Below are 21,013 nucleotides of genomic sequence, written 5' to 3'. Positions count from 1 at the left end.
ATAAAGAATGTTACACAGTACAACTTTTCCCATAAAACAATCAGAATTAAGTTTATTAAGAGATGAAGCAACTTCTTATTTGAAAAGTGTTCAATGGGAGCAAGGCCAAAGGGCAAAAAATAAAGAAAACGATTCAAAAGATGATTCAATTTTGCTTTATCTGTCTAGGGCAAATAATTCTACCTCAGCTTCAGAAGTTGTTTCAGTTTCCAAGACGGTTTTAGGCTTAAAAAAACGACTATTACCAGAATCTGTGGCAATTCCACTAGTTCTAAATAATACCCTATATGCTTTACAAGAAGCCTTAACCTTAGGGGTTTGGATTAAAGATAGTTATGCCGATGCCTCTGGCTTGAGTGCTTTATCAGAACACAAAGGAAATTTTGATGGTTCACATAAACGGGAATATGAAAGTAAAATGCATACAGCTACCGCCTTTATGTTGTATTCAATAGCTTATTATGTTCAATACCAACTTAACCATGTTGCCTCTGAAGACCGATCGGTAATGAAACAGAAATTTGCTGGAATTCCGGAAATATCTCTGCTATCACCTTTAAAAGGAATTTCCTGTATGCTATTTTATTACGATCGCTATTTAGGTCATCCTGAAATGGTATCCTCAGATCAGGAAGTGGCGGATTTCACCATGGTTTTCTTTGAAAGTTTAATGGATGAAATTCTATTGCGCCGAAGTACATTAGAATATACCGAAAGCATCACAGACAGAACTTATAAACTGGAGAAATCTGAATTTGCAATTTCTGGTTGGGAAAATGTTTTATCAGGAACGGCTGCCAGCGTAGAATTCAATGCTGTAAGGTTCGATCAAATAGTTGGTAATAAGGATGCCAAGCATTTTGCACGTCGTCTGACCGAGCGTTTATTGAGTTACGATTTTACAGTTAGAAAAAATCCATTTCAAGAATTGGGAGGTTTTATGCCAGTTTTTATGGGTTATGGTATTCCGGGAACAGGAAAAAGTATGTTAATCGCGGCTATTGCCACCCGCTTGAAGGAATTATGTGAAACTCTTGAACTTCCATTTCTATTTCATCCAATGCCTGATACTCTAATAAGCACCTTTCAAGGTGGTTCAGCAGAAAAAATGGTGGAATGGATGAAACCGATGCAAGATCCTACCCGCATCATTTTTGCACCAATAGATGATGCTGAGAATAATTTGCAAGAAAGAACAGCACAAGGCGTTTCGGCCGGTGTTAAAGAGGTAATTGGTGTTTTCCTGCGCTATACTGAAGGAGCATATGCTGTAAATTATGGAAATAGCTCCATTGGTTTATTTACCAATTTACCAGAAATGCTTGATAAGGCAGTCATTTCAAGAGTACAGGGAAGATTTAAGATTGATGGTGCTAGAACAACACACGATTTTCTTGATCAAGATTATTTGTGGTGGAAGAAAATTGAAGCGACTTTGCCAGGATTTGTAAACATGAGTGGACCTAGAGATTATAAATACCTTCAGGACCAAGGGTTTGCAAAGAATATGGGTGAGATACTTGATAAAAAGGTAATGGCTCAAGAGGAGCGGGTTCAGCAGGTTGTCCAAACGATATCGAATAGATATGCTGACTCCGATCATTTATTCTTCGCCGAGCTTTTTAAAGAAATCCAGTCTGTTTTTCCATTTTTCTCTTCAAGGGATGTTCGAAATATACAATCTGCAATATCCCTAAGGTTAACCGACTTTGATTTAGAGGAAAGTTGGTTTGAAAATCCTGAAAACTATTTCAAAAAAGATTATGACACCAAATTAGGCATGTTGAGAGAATTGATGCGTGATAATATGAAAGGCCTAGATTTTAGTGATATCCGCAAACAAGAAGTCATCCGTTATTTAGATAATGTTGCTACCATTGCGGATACAGATTTCAATAGAAAAGTTGACAATCGTATCTCCCAGATTGAAATAGAAAAAGAAGCAGCAAGGAGATTAAATGATAAAATGTATTAAAAAGTGATATTAGCTATATGAGCGATAGAGTTAAAGATTTAAGTCAGAAAATTTTATCCGATAGGGTATATAAATTATATGAAGTAACCTTTGGTTATCAATTGCAAAGCGGAAAATGGGTTGAAAAGAACCGTGAAGTATTCGACCGGGGAAATGGTGCAACGGTACTTTTATATAATAAAGATAAAGGAACCATTATTTTAAACTATCAATTCCGAGTGCCGACCTTATTGAATGGTAACGAAAGTGGTTTTATGATTGAAACACCGGCAGGAGTGATAGAAGAAAAAGATTCCACTGTTGAGGAATCAATGATTCGGGAGATTGAGGAAGAAACTGGTTATCGTGTCGAGAGTGTAAAAAAAGTAATGGAACTCTTTATGACGCCAGCAGCCGTAACTGAGAAAATCTATTACTTCATAGCTCCTTATACCGATGATATGAAGGTTTCAGAAGGAGGCGGGGTTGCAGAAGAGCACGAAGATATAAAGGTGCTGGAAATGCCATTTTCAGAAGCCGTTTCAAAAATTGAAAGCGGCGAAATTGTAGATGCTAAAACGGTTATATTACTTCAATACGCACAAATTCAAAAATTAATGGAGTAGGAATAAATGCAAAAATTAGTAAAAGCCAATATTTACCGACAAGACTTTCTAAAGGTTAATGGTAAACTGGTGGATCGATATAATGATTGTTTAAAACTTTTGGGTTTTAAGCCAACCAAACTCTCAGAGTTTAGTGTGGATGGTATGGGGTGGAGTCCAGAGATAGCTGAGGAAAAGGGAGTCGAGAATTATCTGAATAACGGCGAAGCAAATCCTCAAGGTATTATAATTTCTCCACTTCAGAATGATATTTCAATAGCACAGCCTTTTCATTCCTTTGATACAGAATTGATGAAATTGGTTTTTACTACCCATGGTCAAAAAATTAATGATATTACTAGAGATTCAGCCATTTGCCTAGACTTCGACCAAGGTATAGATGCGTTTATTGATCCGATGGATGTGCTGAAATACGATAAAGTTTTTATCCAATTTAGGATTACAAACAATATGGATAAAATACAGGCAAGACAAATGGCCCTTATTGAGAAATTTAATACGTCTAACAATTTTATTGATGAGTCCATTCATAAAGAAATATTAGACTCAGCTATTGAACATGGTGATTTGAGGCATCGCGATTTCTCTTTAAATGAATTGTTGTTTAAGCCCGAATCGTTTTATACCAAAGCATTTGGAGGTGTGTATGTACTGCGTGGTTTTATTACTCCAATTTTAGTTTTTGAAGATAAAGAGTCTTATGGTGAAGCAATCAAGGATACAATTCATGATGTCCTAATTTATCATATTGATCAACCAGAATTGATTACTAAACTGAAAGATCATTATATCATTGAATGTAAGCTAAATTATGTGGTTGATACAGAACGTTACGAGCGTATCAAGAAATTTATGTTTTTTGAAAATCTCAAGGAAAAGGAACATCCGATAAAAGATATTTTGGATGATAACATCCTTTTTAAACGCTATTTGAATAAGGTTGAGGTTGCAGTTCTTAAAAAAGTTTCTGGTGTTGAATTGTATTTGGAGCGATTGGAACGAAGCAATCAATACAAAATCAATGATATGGTTGATCCAGAAATGTATGTGGCACTTCACCAACCGCATTCCTCATTGAAACCACATGATCAAGATTTGATATGGAGATTGCTTACACGTATTGCACCAAAGGATGTGTTACATCTGTTTTGGTATTTAAAGGAGGATTTTTATAAAAAATTTAAAGATTGGGAACCTTCATTTCAAGATTGGGTTATAGAACAAATTCGTAACAAAATCAGATAGTTAACTACTAATCTAGTATAATTCGACACAACAGCCTTGAACCAAATAAAACATTATGACACTAGAAATAATCATCTTCATTCTTTCCATCCTTTTTGGGGCATTTCTGTATTGGACGGAATCTCGTAGTAATAGGGTATATAGGTTTTTCAATGGTATGATGTATGCCAAAAAGCTTCAAATGAGTGAGCATAACCCCAAAGGGTTTGTCTATAAACAGCATTTTTTATTGCGGTTAATTTATGTCAGTGTGTTGTTCCTTTTTGGAATACTTATACTAAGGTTTTTAGTGCCTATAGACTTGGCTACAATTTCAATTTTTGCCTCTTGTATAGTCGGCACAATTCTAGGAACCTATTTGGCTGGTTTCATTATAACTTCAGAAGAGGTACTCGATACAAAAGCAGAATCATTTGAGGATGCTGTTGAGAAAACCATAGAAAAAGGTAAAACCTATCTCGACGATTTAACGGCGCCAACACCCAAGGTAGTAGAGGAGGCACAAGAAGAAATTGAGGAAACGCCAGAGCAAAAAAAGAGTGCAAGGGAACGACTTAAGGATAAAGGGTATTTAAAATAATAGAAGCACAGTATTATGATTAAACGTTATTGGCATAGGGGGAAACGGCAAAAGACAATTACTGTTATTGTTGTACTCATTCTTTTAATCGCTTTGTTCCTTCTTAGAGATGATTACCAACCGGCGCTTCTTTTCATAAGAAGATACATTTTTATCTTACTTCTAAGTTTGGTGGTACTTTACTTTGGACTAAGATCGTTCAGAAATGCATTAGGGGTCGGACGAAGGTTGGCTATTTTAGGGATTTTAATAGTTTTTTTTGGTATCCTTTACATATTTGGTTGGCATTTGGGCCTCTATGATTTTATGAAAACCTATAATGTGTTTACCCATTTAAACAAAGTTGAAATAAACGAGTTGCCGCTTACACGAAATGAACGTATTCAACCTTTGAGGAATATTTTTTCTATGGCTAACGAAAGTGTTGGGGAAACCAAGGATGTATCCTTACCGCATTTGGTTAGGGTAGATGGGGAAAATAAATGGACCATGGCAATACAACCAAGTGAAAAATATGTTTGGCAACGTATAAATGATAATACTGAAGAGGTTTTTGCAGTGTCGAGTACCACTCCCTTTCCACGTTTTTCTAGTGAAAATCGAATTCCGGTAACATTTTCCATTGGAGAATCACTAAAGTTTAGCAGGAACACTTATAATGCAGTGGTTCAGCGGTTCAATCCTTGGCAGTATTTCACCATGGAGCCAAGTGACACCTACTATATGAAAAATGATGAGGGTAAATGGGTGGAAGTAGTTTCCTTGATTAAATGGAAAGGTTTTTTCTTTCCATACCCATCTTTTGGTGGCGTGATGGTAATAGAAAACGGAGAACACGATTTTATGGACTATGTGGAACGCCTATTTATTGGAAAGGGTACCTATATAAGCCCAGAAGAGATGAGGTCTTATCCTTATTTAACCAAACAAAATACTGTTGCTGAAAAGATATCTCGCTTACAAGCAGAATCCTTAAAATTCATTGGAGGTTTTAGTGACCCACTGCCTTGGAATATGGAAACTGCCGTAAAAATTCCAGATTTGCCGCAAGATCAAAACCAGCAACCTTTTGTAACTGATTTTGATTTCTCGGATGTGGGCGTAGATGCCTATACTGGTTTATACCATTGGTTCGGTTTAGAGCCGGTCGGTGATGAACGAACTAGTTTAACATTTTCAGTATTCATTCCTGCAGATGGAACAGATAAACTTTATTATTATGACCATGCTAGTAAGAAACAAGGTTACGCTGGAGTTTCTGCAATGCCTTTAAAAGTTATAGAGTCGCGTAAGGAATTCGATTGGTCCGTAAACCGACCGGTTGAATTTAGGCCCTATATAAAAGATATTGCAGATAGACGCCGCTTGTTTTTTCTCGGAACAATTTCGGCAGTACGGGAAGATTCTGAAAATTTTGACGGTGCCGCAACTCCAGATTTGGCTTTGATTGATAGTGAATATAGGGATGTTGTTTGGATTGATGTTAAACACCCTAGCCAATGGGATAAACAGGTTTATGATCAATTAAATGAAGCTTGGAGATCTAGTGAAGGTATAGGGGAATTTTATTCAGATAAAACCGAACCTTTGGATGTAATTACTCCTGAAGCTGACAGCCTAAAAACTTTGCCTAGAGTAAATTCCAACCAAAAAGAAATTGACAAACTTCAAAGGAAACTAGATTCGCTTAAGGCAATAGAAGGGGATAATTAGTGCAATTTTAATCGCATTTTAATGTTAGCTCTTTTGTAGGGTAAATTTGCTTCAAGGGGTTCCTCAATAAAGCCAAATTTGCGATAAAGGTGGATAGCGTTTTCCAATATGCGGTTGGAATACAGGATAAGCTCCTTCAAATTTTTTCCTTTGGCGTAATCTATGGTTTCTTTCAGTAATAAGTTGCCAAATTTCTTGCCACGTTGACTGGGTTCGATGGCCATTTTGGTTAATTCCATTACATCTTTATCAGCTGTGGGCATTAGGGCAGAAGTACCGACAACGGTTCCATTATCCATTAAAAATAAAATATCACCGCCTTTATCCAGTATGTAAATTTCTGGTTTAGATAATACCTCCTCATCATAAGGCTCAACATAGAAATAGTTTTGAAGCCATTCAATGTTCAGCTCGTAAAAATGTTTTCTAAATTTTGGTTTATATGTAATAATCTCAATTGCCATGAGCCTTTATGAAGTCTGTTATTAGAAAGCTGATCAGCTTTCCAACATCTTGGCTATCATTATCATCTGGGGCAGCTTCACAAATATGGAAATAGGCGACATTAGATTCTTGCCCTATTTGATGGATAAAATTTCTAGCTTTTAAAATAGTAAATCCACTAGGAGTTTTGTTGTTGCTAGGTATGCCTTGTATGGCATCGCAATCCATTTCAAGACCAAAGTAAGTGTTGTTAACGTGTTCAATGGCCAATTCAATGGCTTTCTTATAGGCTATTTCCTTACGGATACGCAATTCTTCGAAGGTGATATATTTAATGGCTTTGATTTTTTTAATGGTTCTAAGAATAATGTCTGAGGTGTAGTTTTCATGTAAACCAAAGACAAAATAATTCTTAAGAAACCCTTCGGCATAGGCATAACTAAACCCATTTCCACTATGCCTGCCTTCTTCGGGTCTAAAATCAGGGTGGGCGTCAAAATTTATGGAATTGATTGGTGATTTTTTTGCCAAGGCGGTACCTTTTATTAATCCGTAAGCATTATTCTGCCCGCCTCCTACAACAATTGGTATTTTACCGGCACTAACAATTAGTTGGGTTAAATACGTCACCTGTTTGTCAATTTCACAAATCAATTTTCTAGCTTTTTTTATCCATTTTTTTGGATTGTCATGCCATTTCTCAAGTTTATTTGGATAGTCTGAAAAATCAAAATGACCTAATATCAAAGTTTTTTCAGACTTCAAAAAAGCATTATTTTGAATGTTCAATAAAACCTTGATAGTGGCATCCCAAGCCCGTGAAGTCCCGGCATTACCGTAATGAGCAAGTACTCCTAAATCCTCTTTGATACCAAAAATTACATAAGAAACATCCAAAGATTTAATCTCCTCGTATATAGAATGTGAATCAGTAAGAAAATGTAACTGTTCTCCGAATTTAATTTCGTTACGTCTTTGAACAACAAGAGCCTCTAAATCGGACTCTTTCAAAAGATTAAAACGTTCCATTAACTTGGAGAATTTTTATGGAAAATATTCATAAGGGCAGTTTTTATTGTTCTTACATTTACAAAAATGGTTATAAAATTAACATGTATCAAAACTAAAACTAAAATTTAAATTCATGGAAGATACAAACAAAGGCGCAAGCACAGGTTTAAAAATTGTAATCGGTATCTTATTGGCCCTGTTTTTAGGTACAGCATTCTATACCTCCAAACTCTACAGTGACAAAAAAGAAACTGAAGCTACTCTTGTTAAAGAAAAACAAGAAGTAATGAACGAATTGAGCGAAATGGCTGCTCAGTATGACCAAGCAATTAGCGAAAATGAAGTTACTAACGAAGAGTTAGTAGCAGCGAGAGGAAGAATTCAAAATCTTATGGATTCTTTAAAAATTTCACAGAACAGCGTAAACAGTCTTTGGAGATACAAAGAAAAGTTCCATTCGTTACAAGTAGAAATGGATAAGCTATTAGCCGAAAATGAGCAACTTAAAGTTGATAATGAATTATTGGCTACATCTTTAGATAGTACAAAAGTTCAATTAGCTGAAAGAACTATGTTTACTGATTCCTTATTAGTACAGAACACAGAATTATCTGAAGTTATGGAAAATGCCGCTGTTCTTCAAACAGTAGGTCTTAAAGGATTTGGAGTTATCGAAAGAAGCTCTGGAAAATTAATTCCAACTGAGAGAGCAGGTAGAAGTGATAAAATTAGAGTATGTTTTACTGTTGCTAAAAATGCATTAGTAGGTCCTGGAAATAAAGAACTTTACGTTCAAGTTTTAGATCCAAAGCAAAATATATTAGGAGCAAACGAACAAATCCAGTTTGATGAAACTACCATCAACTATAGTGTCGTCAGCAAATTCAACTATGAAAACCGTAGTTTAAATATTTGTGAATTCGTTTCTCCAAACGATGAATTTGAAAAAGGACGTTACGTAGTGAATGTCTTTAATGAAAAAGAATTGATTTCTACAACTGAATTCACGTTGAGATAAAAATTGATTCGAACTAATAATTGATTGATAGCAATAAAAAACCTGCCTTAGAGGCAGGTTTTTTAATTTTATAAGTCCCAAATCATACCGTGTACGAGTACTTTGTCGATACAATCTTCCCCAAACGAATAGGGGAGGTATCGGTAATCGGGAATTTCTTTGGTAATCATAACATTGGCCTTTTTCCCTCTACAAATACTACCGTATTGATTAGAAACTCCTAAGGCATAAGCACCATTGATTGTAGCTGCGTTAATAGCCTCAGCCGGTGTCATATTCATTTTTATGCAGGCCGCGCTCACCACAAAATTCATGTTTCCACTTGGTGCTGAACCTGGGTTGTAATCTGTTGCAAGTGCAATGGGAAGGCCATTGTCTATTATTTTTCTGGCAGGTGTATATGGTATGCTCAAAAAGAAAGAACAGCCAGGCAAGGCTACAGGCATTGTTCTGCTTCCTTTTAAATGTTCCAAATCATTGTCATCTAACAATTCAAGGTGATCCACAGATAGAGCATTATGTCGAACGGCTGCCTCAACACCCCCAATGATATTAAATTGATTCACATGGATTTTAGGGACTAACCCATGGTCGACACCAGCCTTCAGAATTTTTTCAGTATCCTCTACATCAAAATATCCTTTTTCGCAAAAGACATCGATATAATCTGCCAATTTTTCTTTGGCAATCGTTGGGATGAATTCATTGACCACCAAATCAACATAAGCCGATTTATTATCCTTATATTCCTTTGGAACAGCATGAGCGGCCAAATAAGTGGCTTTAACAGTGATCGGAAGTTCCTTCTTAATTTTTCTGATAACCCTGAGCATTTTCAATTCGGCATCAAGGCTTAATCCATATCCGGATTTAATTTCCAAAAGACCAGTACCTAGGCGAATTAATTTATGAATCCGTTTAATCGATTGTTCATAGAGCTCTTGTTCAGACGTCTCTGCCAACAGTTTGGCTGAATTTAAAATACCGCCGCCTCGGGATGCGATTTCTTCATAACTCAAGCCATTGATTCGGTCCTCAAATTCACCAACCCTATTACCGGCATATACTACATGGGTATGCGAATCGCACCAAGTTGGCAATACAATTCTATCTTTAGCATCTATAATTTCATCTGCTTCTATTTCATCTAATTCAGACATTGGCCCAAATTCCACAATGGTGTCATGCTCTATCATTAAATAGGCATTTTCCAAAACTGGTAAATCAGCCATATCCTTGCCCTTAACCACAGTTACATTGTTTTGCCTTACCTGAACTAACTGCTTAATGTTTATGATTAGTACTGTCATTTCGATTGGTTAAAAAATTACGCCAGTGGTTTACCACTGGCGTAAGGAGGTTAGTGTATTTATTTTAAGCTACCAACCATATCTTCAGGTCGCACCCATTCGTCATATTGCTCTGGGGTGACATAACCTAATCTTACGGCTTCTTCTTTCAAGGTAGTTCCATTATTGTGGGCTGAATTAGCAATTTCAGCCGCCTTGTAATAACCGATTTTAGTATTCAATGCTGTTACCAGCATTAAAGAGTTATTCAATAATGTTTCAATCACTTTTTTGTTAGGTTCAATTCCAACGGCACAATGCTCGTCAAAACTTTTGCAGGCATCTCCTAACAATTCGGCAGACTGAAGAATATTATAGGCCAATAATGGTTTAAAGACATTCAATTCGTAATGGCCTTGGGTGCCACCAATGGTTATGGCTACGTCATTACCCATTACTTGGGCACAAACCATCGTTAATGCCTCACATTGAGTTGGATTAACCTTTCCTGGCATAATGGAACTTCCTGGCTCATTTGCAGGTATAATTATTTCGCCAATTCCACTTCGTGGTCCTGATGCCATCATTCTAATGTCATTGGCAATTTTGTTTAGGGAAACTGCCAATTGCTTTAAGGCACCATGCGATTCTACAATGGCGTCATGGGCCGCCAAGGCTTCAAATTTGTTCTTTGCCGTTACAAAAGGCAAGCCGGTAAATTCAGCTATATATTTTGCAACCAACACATCATAACCTTCGGGGGTATTTAAGCCAGTCCCTACTGCAGTTCCACCTAAGGCCAATTCAGATAGATGTGGTAAGGTGTTTTCTAATGCTTTAATGCCATGATCTAGTTGGGATACGTAGCCAGAAAATTCTTGGCCTAAAGTGAGCGGTGTAGCGTCCATAAGATGGGTACGGCCAATTTTCACACAATCCTTAAATTCAAGGGATTTTTTATGGAGGGTATTGCGCAGTTGCAGTACCCCGGGAATAGTAGTTTCTACAATTTTTTTATAGGCAGCAATGTGCATTCCTGTTGGGTAGGTGTCATTAGACGATTGGGATTTATTAACGTCGTCATTGGGTAAAATGGTTTTTTCACCTTCACCTATGGTTTTACCTTGTAATTGATGTGCTCTGTGTGCAATAACCTCATTAACGTTCATATTGCTCTGGGTGCCAGAGCCTGTTTGCCAAATTACTAATGGAAATTGATCATCTAATTTCCCTTCTAAGATTTCATCGCATACTTGGGCGATAAGATTTCTTTTTTCCTCAGATAATACACCCAACTCATGGTTGGCATAGGCCGCTGCCTTTTTAAGATAGGCAAAGCCATAAACCACATCTAAGGGCATGGAGGCTGTTGGACCAATTTTAAAATTATTGCGTGACCTTTCTGTTTGTGCACCCCACAATTTATCAGCAGGAACCTGCACTTCTCCCATAGTGTCTTTCTCAATTCTGTAGCTCATTTCTTATGCATTTTATCGAACTACAAATTTAAGGATTGAGAGTATTTTTTGGGTGTATTGTGTAACATAATTTGTATTTATTACTATTTATTGATAGTATTTTTTGAATTTTGTCACCTATCTAAAATCAAGTGATTGAACTCTAGGAAAAAGCATTTTTTACTTGCCGTAATTTTCATCCTTTCTTTTTTGAATTGTCCACTGCTGTACAGTCAAAACCAAATCAGTGGACGAGTTATTGACTTTAATACCGGCATGCCGATTGCCCATGCTAAAATCTCAACCCTAAATTCACTCGAACTTGCAATTTCAGATTGGGACGGAAATTTCTCAATTGAATTTAGAAGTGATTTAGTTGTGGAGGCCAATGGATATCTTTCAAAACAAATTAAGGTTGAGGAAGAAGCTGTCTTTTTGCTTATACAACTTGAAGAGGATTATAGGCAATTAGAAGAAGTTACTATTACGGCCCTAAGTTTGGGTTACAACAAAACTAACAGTGTTCAGGCGATATCTCAGATTTCCTCCCAAGAGTTACAACTTTATAATTCAAGTTTTTACAATAGTATTTTAAATACATTGCCAGGTGTGTTTATGCAATCTGGTACATTGAATACCAGCCGAATCAGCATTAGGGGGATAGGTGCCAGAAGTCTTTTCGGTACAGCCAATATTAGGGCGTATTTTGGTGATATCCCCTTAACCGATGGTAACGGGGAATCCGCCATCGAAGATTTGGAATTATCAAGTTTAGCGGGAATCTCTGTGATAAAAGGCCCGTCTGCAAGTACGTTCGGAGTTGGGCTCGGAGGAACAATTTTGTTACAACCCAATTTTGGAAATGGACAATCCACCAAACTTTCAAGTTCTTTTGAAGCAGGCAGTTTTGGCTATCAAAAATATTTGGCCAACACCTCTTTTTCTTTGGATGATGCACGATTTAATGTGCTTTATAGTTCAACCTTGTCGGATGGATTCAGGGAGAATAATTCCTACGATAGGAAAACTTTAACGCTCACTTCAAGATGGACTTTAGACGCAAAAAACAGTCTAACTTTATTAGCCTCATATGTTGATTTATTTGGTGGCATACCGAGTTCTTTAGATCGTGATGATTTTGAAGAATCACCAGAACGTGCTGCATTTGTATGGGGAAGGGCAGAGGCCTATGAAGATTCCCAAGCTTTGATTTTAGGGCTCAGTTGGCGGCATTATTTTGAACAATCAGGGAGCTGGGTAAGCTCTATATTTCTGAATTCAAAAACCAATGAAGAACCAAGGCCATTTAATATTTTAGAAGAGGCTACCCAAGGAATGGGGCTGAGGAGCAGGTACGAAAATCATATTGATTTATTGCAGAAGAGGTTCAATTACTCATTTGGCCTAGAAGGCTTTTACGATAGGTACAAACCAAAAACCTTTGAAAACCTTTATGCCTCCTTTCCTCCGGGTACAGGCAGTGTTAAAGGAGAGATGTTAACCAATTTACGAGAAAAACGTTATTATATTAATCTGTTTGCTGAAGGTCGATGGAGTGTTTCTGAAGCCACAGAAGTAGTTCTTGGATTAAATGTGAATAAAACCGAATACCAGCTTAGAGACCTTCAAAATTCTGTGGATGATTATCCGAACCGCTATTCTTTTGATTTGCTGGTTTCACCCAAGATCGGGATTGTCTCAAAACTAAGTGAAAGTTTTAGGTTATTTGGGAATATAAGCCATGGTTACTCAAACCCAACTACAGCAGAAACTCTATTGCCTGAAGGGGTATTTAATCCAGATTTAAACCCGGAAGTTGGATGGAATTTTGAAATCGGTTCTCGCTTTCAATGGAAAAACTACCTGAAAGCTGAATTGTCTTTATACCATATGAAAGTGACCAATTCCTTGGTCAGTCGACGTACTATTGATGATAATTTTTATGCGATAAATGCAGGAAAGGCTCGGTATAATGGACTTGAATTGAGTTTAAGTAGTACCCTTTGGAAAAATGCCAACACCCAACTACAATTTTTGGGAGCCTTAAGCCTAAACGACTACGAATTCACAGATTTTGTGGATGCCGATAACGATTTTAGCGGAAATCGGGTAACAGGCACCCCTAATCATATGTATAATCTTCAGCTACAGTTGTTAAATTATTCGGGCTTTTATGGTCGTTTATCCTATAACCATATTGGTGATATGCCTGTAAATGACGCCAATCAATTTTTTAGCGATTCCTATGGGTTAGTTGATGCCAAGCTAGGTTTTAAAACAACCTTATTTAACCAATTATTTCTAAATGTATATGGCGGGATCAATAATGCATTGGATAAGGCCTATGCGTCCCAACTTCAAATTAATGCACTTGGCTTCGGAACCAATCTTCCACGCTTCTATTATCCTGGTAATCCACGTAATTGGTATGCGGGGATTCACCTAACCTATCAGGCTGGTTTATAAAATAGTATAATCCTAACATTTTCTTAAGCTTATTTTAAAAGAAAAGCACTACCTTCGATTATTATAGTAATCTACTAAATTGGTAGGAATTTAACTATTTAAAAATCAATAACTATGGCAACTATAAGACTAGGGGATACAGCCCCAAACTTTACAGCAGAATCTACGGAAGGAACCATTAATTTTCACGAATGGTTGGGCAATAGCTGGGGTGTTTTATTTTCACATCCAGCAGACTATACGCCGGTTTGTACAACAGAACTTGGTACAGTAGCTAAATACAAAAAAGAATTCGATAAGCGCAATGTAAAAGTTGTAGCGCTTAGTGTGGATGGATTAGAATCACACAAAGATTGGGTGAACGATATTAACGAAACCCAAAATACAACGGTTAATTTCCCCATCCTGGCCGATGAGGACCGCCACGTTTCAGAATTATATGATATGATTCACCCAAACGCCAGCGAAAAAGCAACCGTACGCTCAGTATTTGTAATAGATCCCGATAAAAAAGTGAAATTGATCATCACTTATCCTGCCTCTACAGGAAGGAATTTTGATGAATTGTTAAGGGTGATTGATTCCCTTCAATTAACGGCGTACCATAAGGTAGCAACACCTGCCAATTGGAATGTGGGCGACGAGTGTGTGATCGTACCTGCGGTAACCAATGAGCAAATACCAGAATTATTTCCAAAAGGCTATAAAGAAATAAAACCTTATCTGCGTTTAACACCACAACCCAATTTAAATTAGTATCTTTATAGGTACAATACACAATTGATTTTTTCAATTTACCAATCATTTATTATGAGGAAGGCACCATACAACCTATGGTGCCTTTTTGTAATTTTCAAATTCAAACAATTTAAAATGAACATGTCCACTTATAAAAATGTATTTCTAGCCTTGCTTGGTCCATTATTTCTTTTGATTTTAGGTTGTGGTGACAATAAAAAATCACAAACTGAAACTGACTCATTACCCGAGGATAGTACAGCTATTAAAGTTGAGGTAATGAAAGACAATACAAAGGCGTTTGTGGAAACGGATACCTATTTTAAAGCTACTGGTACCGAACCATTTTGGAGCTTGGAGTTGATGAATAATAAAATCGTTTTTAAAACACCCACAGATTCTATTATCACCCCCTCTACAAAACCAGTTAAGGCTATGGATGCCAATGTATCTCGATATACCATAAACACAGAATCGGCCAACCTGGTCATACAAATTAAGCAGGGCAGCTGTACCAATGCTATGTCTGGCGAGGCTTTTCCTTACCAGGTAACGGTGGAATATAAATCAACCAAGGAGAAGGAATTTACCAAAGTGAATGGCTGCGGGACCTATGTGACAGACTATCGATTGAACGATATTTGGTCGCTTAGTACCATTAATTCTGAAAAAGTGACCACTGATGATTTTGCGAATGAATTTCCCTATTTGGAAATCAATACCACCCAAAATACATTTTTGGGCTATGCTGGTTGTAATAGAATGAACGGTACCGTATTCTTTGAAAACAACATTCTCAGGTTTACCAATATTGTCACTACAAAAATGGCTTGTGCAGAAGGTAATAAGGAGGATGAATTTTTGAGGGCCTTACGTGGTGTAACTACTTATTCAATTGGAGAAAATGGTCTTTATCTTTCTAATCCTTCTGGTGTGGAGCTTACCTTTAAAAAGGTTGATTAATTCATGATGGAAAATAAACCAAAACTAGCTTTACAATAAAGACTTTTTATGAAACAACTTCTTGAACCGCATCCTGAAACCGAAATAGTTTCCAGTCGGGTTTTTAATTGCACGGCATCTAAGTTGTTTGAAGCCTTCTCCAATCCTGATAATCTCAAGCAATGGTGGGGTCCGAACGGATTTACCAATACCTTTCATCAATTCGATTTTAGGGTAGGGGGTAATTGGAAATTTACCATGCACGGTCCTGAAGTTGGCAATTATGAAAACGAAGTGGTTTTTCTAAAAATAGATCCACCTAATTTGATTGCTTGGGATCGTATCACCCAACCCTATTTTCAAATGCTTATTACAATTGAGGAAATGGATCAAAGTAGTTCGAAACTTTCTTTTATTATGAAATTCTACTCTGCAGAGGTGAAAAACAAACTCCTCAACTTCGTGCCTGAAAAGAATGAGGAGAATTTTGATCGGTTGGAAACACTGCTAAAACAAATGGGGTAAGTGGGGAAGAGGTACTTTTTAAGTTACAACTAATACCTCGCTGTTAAAGCTTGATGATCATATCATAATCGGCAGCAGTTTGTAAAACTTTCTGAATCGTTTCTTGGGCAACCGACTTTTGCTGGGCTTCTGGATCTGACTCTTCCACACCAAGACTTTCAAAGAATTCCCTAAATCCCTTGGGACTGTGGATGTTTATCCATTTGCAGGGTTTGTCGCTATTGTTTCCGAAGGTATGCAAGGTGTTTGGCGGAATATCTATAGATTCTCCGGCTGAAATTTTTTTGGCCTCACCATCTACTATAAAATCCATTTCGCCCTCAACGACTAAAAATACTTCCTTAAACGATTGATGTAAATGTGGAGGTGGCCCGGGCACTTTGGCAGGGGTTTCTCCCATCATTAAATCGTAATCGCCCGTGGTATCGTAAGGGGTTACTTTGTGCCCCAATACCCATTTTGACTTAGTTGTTTCCATTTTATGAGATTTTTGTCTCACAAACATAGGAGGAAATTTTTTATTCTCCAAATTTTATAAGATATTTGTCTCATGAAAGAGGATTACATTCAATCTGGCAGGGTGAACCAAAAGTTAGAAACCCGTGAGAAAATTATTGAAAGTGCCCAATATTTCCTTAAAAGCGGGCATAACGTCAACCTCGATGAAATTGCCAATAGAGCAGGGGTATCCCGAGCAACGATCTACCGCTATTATTCTAATGTGGAGGTGTTGTTGCACGAAGCTGGTTTAGATCTTTCAGTCCTTCCGCCTGAAACGATTATAACCGACCTGGGTGAGGTGGATATCAATGAAACCATATTGGGCATACAGGACTATTATAACGATCTAGCCTTGGATAACGAGACTGCTTTCCGAAAATACCTCGGTATTGCCATAGCCTCCAATGATGCTAAAAATAAACGTGGTGCCCGACGTAAAAAGACCCTGGGCCTGGCTTTTAAGAATTTGGACTTGCCTAAAGAAGATAAAGTCAAACTTATTGACCTGTTTACGGTACTTATGGGGATAGAGCCCATCATTGTTACGAAAGATGTATGTGGCCTTAACAACCAACAATCCAAGGAAGTACTTAAGTTGGGGATAGATTTAATTCTTAAAGCACTTAACCTTCCGAAAAAATAGGACATCTACAATTATTAAAATATTCTATTGATATTAGAATCTATCAAGGCGATTGAGCATATCCCTCTCTGCTTGAACTATTAAAACCAAGTATTTTGATATCTTAGTTTATAAATGCATGGATTGCTAACTTTTCATTGGCTATAGTCAAAAATCATCATGAAAAACAACAAAAGAAAATGGTCTATTAGAAAGAAGTTACGGATGCTTTGGGTTTTAGCGGGAATTGCTTTTATGCTATGGCAATTCTATTCAATGCAAGCCCATAATGTTGAAAATAGCCTCATGCAAAGCGATGACCAATTAACTTTCCACAACACTTCCGATTTCTATTCCTACACCCCAACCGCTTATTATAATTCAACACTCATATTTTTTCCTGGGGCTTTAGTACAACCTAAAGCCTATATTCCTCTCTGTAGAAACATAGCTGAAAACAACGTAAAAGTTTATCTTATAAAAATGCCGTGGCGGCAAGCTACTATGGGTTATAATAAGATAAAAGAATTGGATATTCTCAAAAATAGCACAATGACCTATATTTTGGCGGGTCATTCCCAAGGTGGAAAAATGGCGGCTCAATTTGTTTATGAAAATCCAGATGCGATTGACAAACTCATATTAATAGGCACTACCCATCCAAGGGATATTTCACTTGCCGATCAAACCTTACCGATACTAAAAATTTATGGTACCAATGACGGCGTCGCTGATGAAGCGACCATGCTAAAAAATAAACCCATGCTGCCAGAAAAAACGGAGTTTAAACGTATTGAAGGCGGCAACCACTCCCAATTTGGGTATTATGGATTTCAATTAGGGGATGATAAGGCGAACATCAGTAGGGAACTACAACAAAAGGAAACCTTAGAAAGTATATTGGAATTTATGGATATCGATTGAAAAAATTCTATCTTTTTAACAAGATTCATCAATCAAAATCACTCTTATGAAATTCATCACTTTTCTAAAACAAACAATTTCTAGTTTGGCAATTGTTCTGTTTGTTGGCTGTAACCAAAAGTCAGAGCAAGCAGAGATTGAAGCACCCATAATCACCGATGAGGTATTACTACAATTAAAAGACAGCGCCGATATACCAGCAATTTCCATAGCCATTTTTAAGGATGGAAACACCCTTTACAACAATGCCTTGGGAGTTAAGAACTGGGACAGCAAAGACAGCATAGATGCAAATACTATTTTTGAGGCAGCTTCACTTACAAAATGTATTGCGGCTTATTGTGCCCTAAAATTGGTGGAGGAAGGGACATTGGATTTAGATAAACCCTTGTCTGATTATTACAATTACCACGACATTTCCCATAACGAGCATTATAAAGAGATTACCGCCCGCATGGTCTTAAGCCATACCTCAGGACTACCCAATTGGCGCAGAAATCGACAGTTAGATACTGTAAATCTGAGGTTTCAACCCGGACTAAAATTTAGCTATTCGGGGGAAGGCTTTGTGTATCTGCAGAAGGTAATGGAACAGATCACAGATGCCTCTCTAACGGATTTAGCAAACCAAAAGGTGTTTAAACCATTGGGGATGGACCGCAGTTTTATGGTAGTGTCCGATAGCAGTAATTATGCAGTAGGCCATGCTAGGGATTTAAGCCCACAGCACAAATTTAAACCCCAAGAGCCCAATGCCGCCTATAGCTTGCATACCACGGCCACCGATTATGCCAAGTTTATACAAGAATTATTGCAGCCAAAACACATACAAGCTAAGTTGGTAAACTCGATGATGACTCCCCAGGTTTGGTGGGAAGACAGCAACCAATCTATGGCTTGGGGGTTGGGCGTGGGACTAAATTTGGTTGATAAGGATACTCTCTTTTGGCATTGGGGCGATAACGGTGCCTTTAAGGCATTCTTTTTAGCCTCTAGGCCACAGCAAAAGGGATTCGTTTATTTTGCCAATAGCCATAATGGCATTGGAATTTCTAGGCGACTGATGGATCTTGTGTTTCCTGAGGAAGACGTCATGGGCAGTTGGACCGACTACGCCCAATATACCGACCTTAACTTTCAACTCCAACGACTTTATATAAATAAGGGTTTAGGTGCGTTTTTGGAAACCTATCCTAACTATACAAAAGCCTACCCAGAGGAGTTTAACGAACAGTTTTTAAACCAAATGGGGTATATGGCGTTGGGTGCTGACAACATTGAAGATGCCATCGTACTATTTAGCATGAATGTAGAGGCTTACCCTGAAAGTTCTAATGTCTATGATAGCTTAGGCGAAGCCTTGTTTGAAGCTGGGGACTACCAACAGGCCTATGACAATTATAAAAAATCGGTGGAGCTAAACCCTAACAATAGGTTTGGTAAGGAAATGATGAGCCGCATTAAAGATTCCCTGGGTACCCGTAGAAACTAAACCTAAAGAACGTTCCTACCTAGTGACATTTATTAAAGATTCGAACAATTCCCTATCTTAGTTACAACCAATCTCACTAAGAACTCCTACAATTTTCAAATATTAATTCTTCAGATGAAAAAATTACGCGTAGTAGGTGCATTAGCAAGTATTATCCTCTTACTTAATGGTTGTCGCCAAGAGTCTAAAACCATAACTGAAATCCAACCAGAAGCGGCTAAACCCGAAATTGCTACAGGCACTCTAGATGAGGTCGGCATCGATACAGAAATTATAACCGGATTGTTAGATAGTATTAGAGAAGGCTTTTATCCTAACCGACATTCATTGCTCATTTATAAAGACGATAAGCTGGTAGTGGAGGAGTATTTTAAAGGAGCCGATCAAAATTGGGGCGACGATATAGGCGTTGTTGTATTTAACGATACTGTGCTGCACGATATGCGCTCTGTTTCCAAAAGTGTGGTTTCAGCATGTATAGGGCTTGCCATTGCTCAAGGGAAAATAAAAGGTGTGGACCAACCAGTGTTTGACTTTTTTGAGGATTACGGGCAGTATAAAAATGAGGGACGTGAAAAATTGACCCTAAAACATCTCTTAACCATGACCTCTGGTTTAGAATGGGATGAAACTATCCCCTATACCGATCCGAAAAACAGTGAAATTCAGATGATCAACAGTGGGGATGGTATCGGTTTTGTATTGAGTAGAAATTTAACTGCAGAGCCAGGTACCGAATGGAAATACAATGGCGGCACAACAGAATTGTTGGCGGAAATTATAAGACGGGTTTCTGGTAAGGATATACACGAGTTTGCCAAAGAAGCTCTTTTTGAGCCTTTGGATATCCATCATACCGAATGGACTATTTCACCTGCTACCAATACGCCTGCAGCGGCCTCTGGTTTAAGATTAACCCCTAGGGATATGCTAAAATTTGCCATCCTATACCACCAAAAAGGCAAATGGGGCATAGATCAATTATTGCCTAAGGAATGGGTGGAAGAATCGTTAAGCTCACATATTGATAGACCAAATAGCGGAGGTTATGGGTACCAGTTTTGGGTTCTCGACATCAACACCCCTAATGGCCATTTAACGGTTCCTGCTGCTTTTGGCAATGGCGATCAGCGCATATATTTTGAGAACACAAACAATCTATTGGTTATTACCACCGCGGGAAATTATAACAGATGGGATATTGAAAAAAATTCTTTTGCGATGTTGGAGCGGATTTATAAAGCAAGTGGGCTGTTGGACTAACCATCAATAAAAAGCATAAAAAACCAAAGCCGTTAAGCTGTGGTTTGTTTTAATGTGGTGACTTAGAATAAGCTAATCTGCTTACTTAAGCGATCTCTACCAATTCTAGTTCAAAGTTTAAATCTTTACTTGCTAGTGGGTGATTGTCATCTAAATAGCATTTACCTAATGCTATAAAAAAATTAACTAAGTTTACATAATTA

Annotated in this window: 19 protein-coding genes; 14 read left to right on the top strand and 5 right to left on the bottom strand. The window is 37.6% G+C overall.

The window, feature by feature from the left end:
• Positions 1 to 7 precede the first annotated feature (7 nt).
• From ISU00_RS16750 to ISU00_RS16730, 5 genes are read left to right on the top strand one after another with little or no spacing between them, the layout of a single operon-like run.
• Positions 8 to 1,975 carry an AAA family ATPase gene (locus tag ISU00_RS16750; RefSeq protein WP_228851825.1) on the top strand — a complete coding sequence of 656 codons (1,968 nt, stop codon included), beginning with the start codon at positions 8 to 10 and terminating at the stop codon, positions 1,973 to 1,975.
• A 17-nt stretch (positions 1,976 to 1,992) separates the two neighbouring features.
• On the top strand, positions 1,993 to 2,580 hold the full coding sequence (locus ISU00_RS16745) for an NUDIX domain-containing protein (RefSeq protein WP_228851824.1): 588 nt from the start codon (positions 1,993 to 1,995) through the stop codon (positions 2,578 to 2,580).
• A 6-nt stretch (positions 2,581 to 2,586) separates the two neighbouring features.
• Entirely contained in the window at positions 2,587 to 3,825 is a 1,239-nt protein-coding gene (locus ISU00_RS16740; RefSeq protein WP_228851823.1) for a DUF6638 family protein, read from the top strand.
• 55 nt (positions 3,826 to 3,880) lie between these two features.
• Positions 3,881 to 4,405 carry a hypothetical protein gene (locus ISU00_RS16735; RefSeq protein WP_228851822.1) on the top strand — a complete coding sequence of 175 codons (525 nt, stop codon included), beginning with the start codon at positions 3,881 to 3,883 and terminating at the stop codon, positions 4,403 to 4,405.
• 15 nt (positions 4,406 to 4,420) lie between these two features.
• Positions 4,421 to 6,118 (top strand): hypothetical protein, encoded by a 1,698-nt coding sequence (locus ISU00_RS16730; protein WP_228851821.1) that lies wholly within the window; start codon positions 4,421 to 4,423, stop codon positions 6,116 to 6,118.
• Here the strand turns inward: ISU00_RS16730 and ISU00_RS16725 are convergent.
• Complete coding sequence (locus tag ISU00_RS16725) at positions 6,115 to 6,582, bottom strand: GNAT family N-acetyltransferase (protein WP_228851820.1); 468 nt, start codon at positions 6,580 to 6,582, stop codon at positions 6,115 to 6,117. The genes ISU00_RS16730 and ISU00_RS16725 overlap by 4 nt on opposite strands.
• Positions 6,572 to 7,591, bottom strand: coding sequence for a formimidoylglutamase (locus ISU00_RS16720; protein ID WP_228851819.1), 1,020 nt, complete (start codon positions 7,589 to 7,591; stop codon positions 6,572 to 6,574). The genes ISU00_RS16725 and ISU00_RS16720 overlap by 11 nt, the downstream gene beginning before the upstream one ends.
• A 115-nt stretch (positions 7,592 to 7,706) precedes the next feature.
• Here ISU00_RS16720 and ISU00_RS16715 point away from each other — a divergent pair, with 115 nt between their 5' ends.
• Positions 7,707 to 8,591 (top strand): chromosome partitioning protein ParA, encoded by an 885-nt coding sequence (locus tag ISU00_RS16715; protein ID WP_228851818.1) that lies wholly within the window; start codon positions 7,707 to 7,709, stop codon positions 8,589 to 8,591.
• A gap of 68 nt (positions 8,592 to 8,659) precedes the next feature.
• Here the strand turns inward: ISU00_RS16715 and hutI are convergent, their stop codons facing one another.
• Positions 8,660 to 9,901: an imidazolonepropionase gene (hutI, locus tag ISU00_RS16710; RefSeq protein WP_228851817.1), complete on the bottom strand. Its 1,242-nt coding sequence runs from the start codon at positions 9,899 to 9,901 to the stop codon at positions 8,660 to 8,662.
• Positions 9,902 to 9,960: 59 nt separating this feature from the next.
• Positions 9,961 to 11,358, bottom strand: a complete 1,398-nt coding sequence (fumC, locus tag ISU00_RS16705) for a class II fumarate hydratase (RefSeq protein ID WP_228851816.1) — start codon at positions 11,356 to 11,358, stop codon at positions 9,961 to 9,963.
• 135 nt (positions 11,359 to 11,493) lie between these two features.
• On the opposite strand from fumC, the gene ISU00_RS16700 reads away from it, so the two are divergent.
• The 4 genes from ISU00_RS16700 to ISU00_RS16685 all read left to right on the top strand — a co-directional run bounded on the left by ISU00_RS16700 (position 11,494) and on the right by ISU00_RS16685 (position 16,008).
• Positions 11,494 to 13,803, top strand: a complete 2,310-nt coding sequence (locus ISU00_RS16700; RefSeq protein ID WP_228851815.1) for a TonB-dependent receptor domain-containing protein — start codon at positions 11,494 to 11,496, stop codon at positions 13,801 to 13,803.
• Positions 13,804 to 13,917: 114 nt separating this feature from the next.
• On the top strand, positions 13,918 to 14,559 hold the full coding sequence (locus ISU00_RS16695; protein ID WP_228851814.1) for a peroxiredoxin: 642 nt from the start codon (positions 13,918 to 13,920) through the stop codon (positions 14,557 to 14,559).
• Positions 14,560 to 14,676: 117 nt separating this feature from the next.
• Positions 14,677 to 15,504, top strand: a complete 828-nt coding sequence (locus ISU00_RS16690; RefSeq protein WP_228851813.1) for an META domain-containing protein — start codon at positions 14,677 to 14,679, stop codon at positions 15,502 to 15,504.
• 48 nt (positions 15,505 to 15,552) lie between these two features.
• The gene (locus tag ISU00_RS16685) at positions 15,553 to 16,008 is read left to right on the top strand and encodes an SRPBCC domain-containing protein (RefSeq protein ID WP_228851812.1); all 456 of its coding nucleotides are present in this window, start codon (positions 15,553 to 15,555) and stop codon (positions 16,006 to 16,008) included.
• Positions 16,009 to 16,051: 43 nt separating this feature from the next.
• Here ISU00_RS16685 and ISU00_RS16680 read toward each other — a convergent pair whose 3' ends face one another.
• On the bottom strand, positions 16,052 to 16,486 hold the full coding sequence (locus tag ISU00_RS16680) for a cupin domain-containing protein (RefSeq protein WP_228851811.1): 435 nt from the start codon (positions 16,484 to 16,486) through the stop codon (positions 16,052 to 16,054).
• Positions 16,487 to 16,558: 72 nt separating this feature from the next.
• Here ISU00_RS16680 and ISU00_RS16675 point away from each other — a divergent pair, with 72 nt between their 5' ends.
• From ISU00_RS16675 to ISU00_RS16660, 4 genes are all read left to right on the top strand, one after another.
• Complete coding sequence (locus ISU00_RS16675) at positions 16,559 to 17,152, top strand: TetR/AcrR family transcriptional regulator (protein ID WP_228851810.1); 594 nt, start codon at positions 16,559 to 16,561, stop codon at positions 17,150 to 17,152.
• Between the two features lie 159 nt (positions 17,153 to 17,311).
• Positions 17,312 to 18,055: an alpha/beta hydrolase gene (locus ISU00_RS16670; protein ID WP_228851809.1), complete on the top strand. Its 744-nt coding sequence runs from the start codon at positions 17,312 to 17,314 to the stop codon at positions 18,053 to 18,055.
• A gap of 46 nt (positions 18,056 to 18,101) precedes the next feature.
• Complete coding sequence (locus tag ISU00_RS16665; protein WP_228851808.1) at positions 18,102 to 19,547, top strand: serine hydrolase; 1,446 nt, start codon at positions 18,102 to 18,104, stop codon at positions 19,545 to 19,547.
• A 114-nt stretch (positions 19,548 to 19,661) separates the two neighbouring features.
• Positions 19,662 to 20,810 carry a serine hydrolase domain-containing protein gene (locus tag ISU00_RS16660; RefSeq protein WP_228851807.1) on the top strand — a complete coding sequence of 383 codons (1,149 nt, stop codon included), beginning with the start codon at positions 19,662 to 19,664 and terminating at the stop codon, positions 20,808 to 20,810.
• The last annotated feature ends 203 nt before the right edge of the window (positions 20,811 to 21,013 follow it).

This window comes from Aegicerativicinus sediminis (assembly GCF_015476115.1).
Taxonomy (GTDB): Bacteria; Bacteroidota; Bacteroidia; order Flavobacteriales; family Flavobacteriaceae; genus Aegicerativicinus; species Aegicerativicinus sediminis.
This window is presented reverse-complemented; position numbering and strand designations above follow the sequence as displayed.

What these genes read in the sequence shown, in the direction of transcription:
- ISU00_RS16660 (WP_228851807.1), top strand. Translation starts at nt 19,662, where the DNA reads ATGAAAAAATTACGCGTAGTAGGTGCATTAGCAAGTATTATCCTCTTA.
- ISU00_RS16715 (WP_228851818.1), top strand. Translation starts at nt 7,707, where the DNA reads ATGGAAGATACAAACAAAGGCGCAAGCACAGGTTTAAAAATTGTAATC.
- ISU00_RS16685 (WP_228851812.1), top strand. Translation starts at nt 15,553, where the DNA reads ATGAAACAACTTCTTGAACCGCATCCTGAAACCGAAATAGTTTCCAGT.
- ISU00_RS16725 (WP_228851820.1), bottom strand. Translation starts at nt 6,582, where the DNA reads ATGGCAATTGAGATTATTACATATAAACCAAAATTTAGAAAACATTTT.
- hutI (WP_228851817.1), bottom strand. Translation starts at nt 9,901, where the DNA reads ATGACAGTACTAATCATAAACATTAAGCAGTTAGTTCAGGTAAGGCAA.
- ISU00_RS16665 (WP_228851808.1), top strand. Translation starts at nt 18,102, where the DNA reads ATGAAATTCATCACTTTTCTAAAACAAACAATTTCTAGTTTGGCAATT.
- ISU00_RS16675 (WP_228851810.1), top strand. Translation starts at nt 16,559, where the DNA reads ATGAAAGAGGATTACATTCAATCTGGCAGGGTGAACCAAAAGTTAGAA.
- ISU00_RS16720 (WP_228851819.1), bottom strand. Translation starts at nt 7,591, where the DNA reads ATGGAACGTTTTAATCTTTTGAAAGAGTCCGATTTAGAGGCTCTTGTT.
- ISU00_RS16690 (WP_228851813.1), top strand. Translation starts at nt 14,677, where the DNA reads ATGAACATGTCCACTTATAAAAATGTATTTCTAGCCTTGCTTGGTCCA.
- ISU00_RS16670 (WP_228851809.1), top strand. Translation starts at nt 17,312, where the DNA reads ATGAAAAACAACAAAAGAAAATGGTCTATTAGAAAGAAGTTACGGATG.
- ISU00_RS16695 (WP_228851814.1), top strand. Translation starts at nt 13,918, where the DNA reads ATGGCAACTATAAGACTAGGGGATACAGCCCCAAACTTTACAGCAGAA.
- ISU00_RS16745 (WP_228851824.1), top strand. Translation starts at nt 1,993, where the DNA reads ATGAGCGATAGAGTTAAAGATTTAAGTCAGAAAATTTTATCCGATAGG.
- ISU00_RS16740 (WP_228851823.1), top strand. Translation starts at nt 2,587, where the DNA reads ATGCAAAAATTAGTAAAAGCCAATATTTACCGACAAGACTTTCTAAAG.
- ISU00_RS16730 (WP_228851821.1), top strand. Translation starts at nt 4,421, where the DNA reads ATGATTAAACGTTATTGGCATAGGGGGAAACGGCAAAAGACAATTACT.
- ISU00_RS16680 (WP_228851811.1), bottom strand. Translation starts at nt 16,486, where the DNA reads ATGGAAACAACTAAGTCAAAATGGGTATTGGGGCACAAAGTAACCCCT.
- ISU00_RS16750 (WP_228851825.1), top strand. Translation starts at nt 8, where the DNA reads ATGTTACACAGTACAACTTTTCCCATAAAACAATCAGAATTAAGTTTA.
- fumC (WP_228851816.1), bottom strand. Translation starts at nt 11,358, where the DNA reads ATGAGCTACAGAATTGAGAAAGACACTATGGGAGAAGTGCAGGTTCCT.
- ISU00_RS16735 (WP_228851822.1), top strand. Translation starts at nt 3,881, where the DNA reads ATGACACTAGAAATAATCATCTTCATTCTTTCCATCCTTTTTGGGGCA.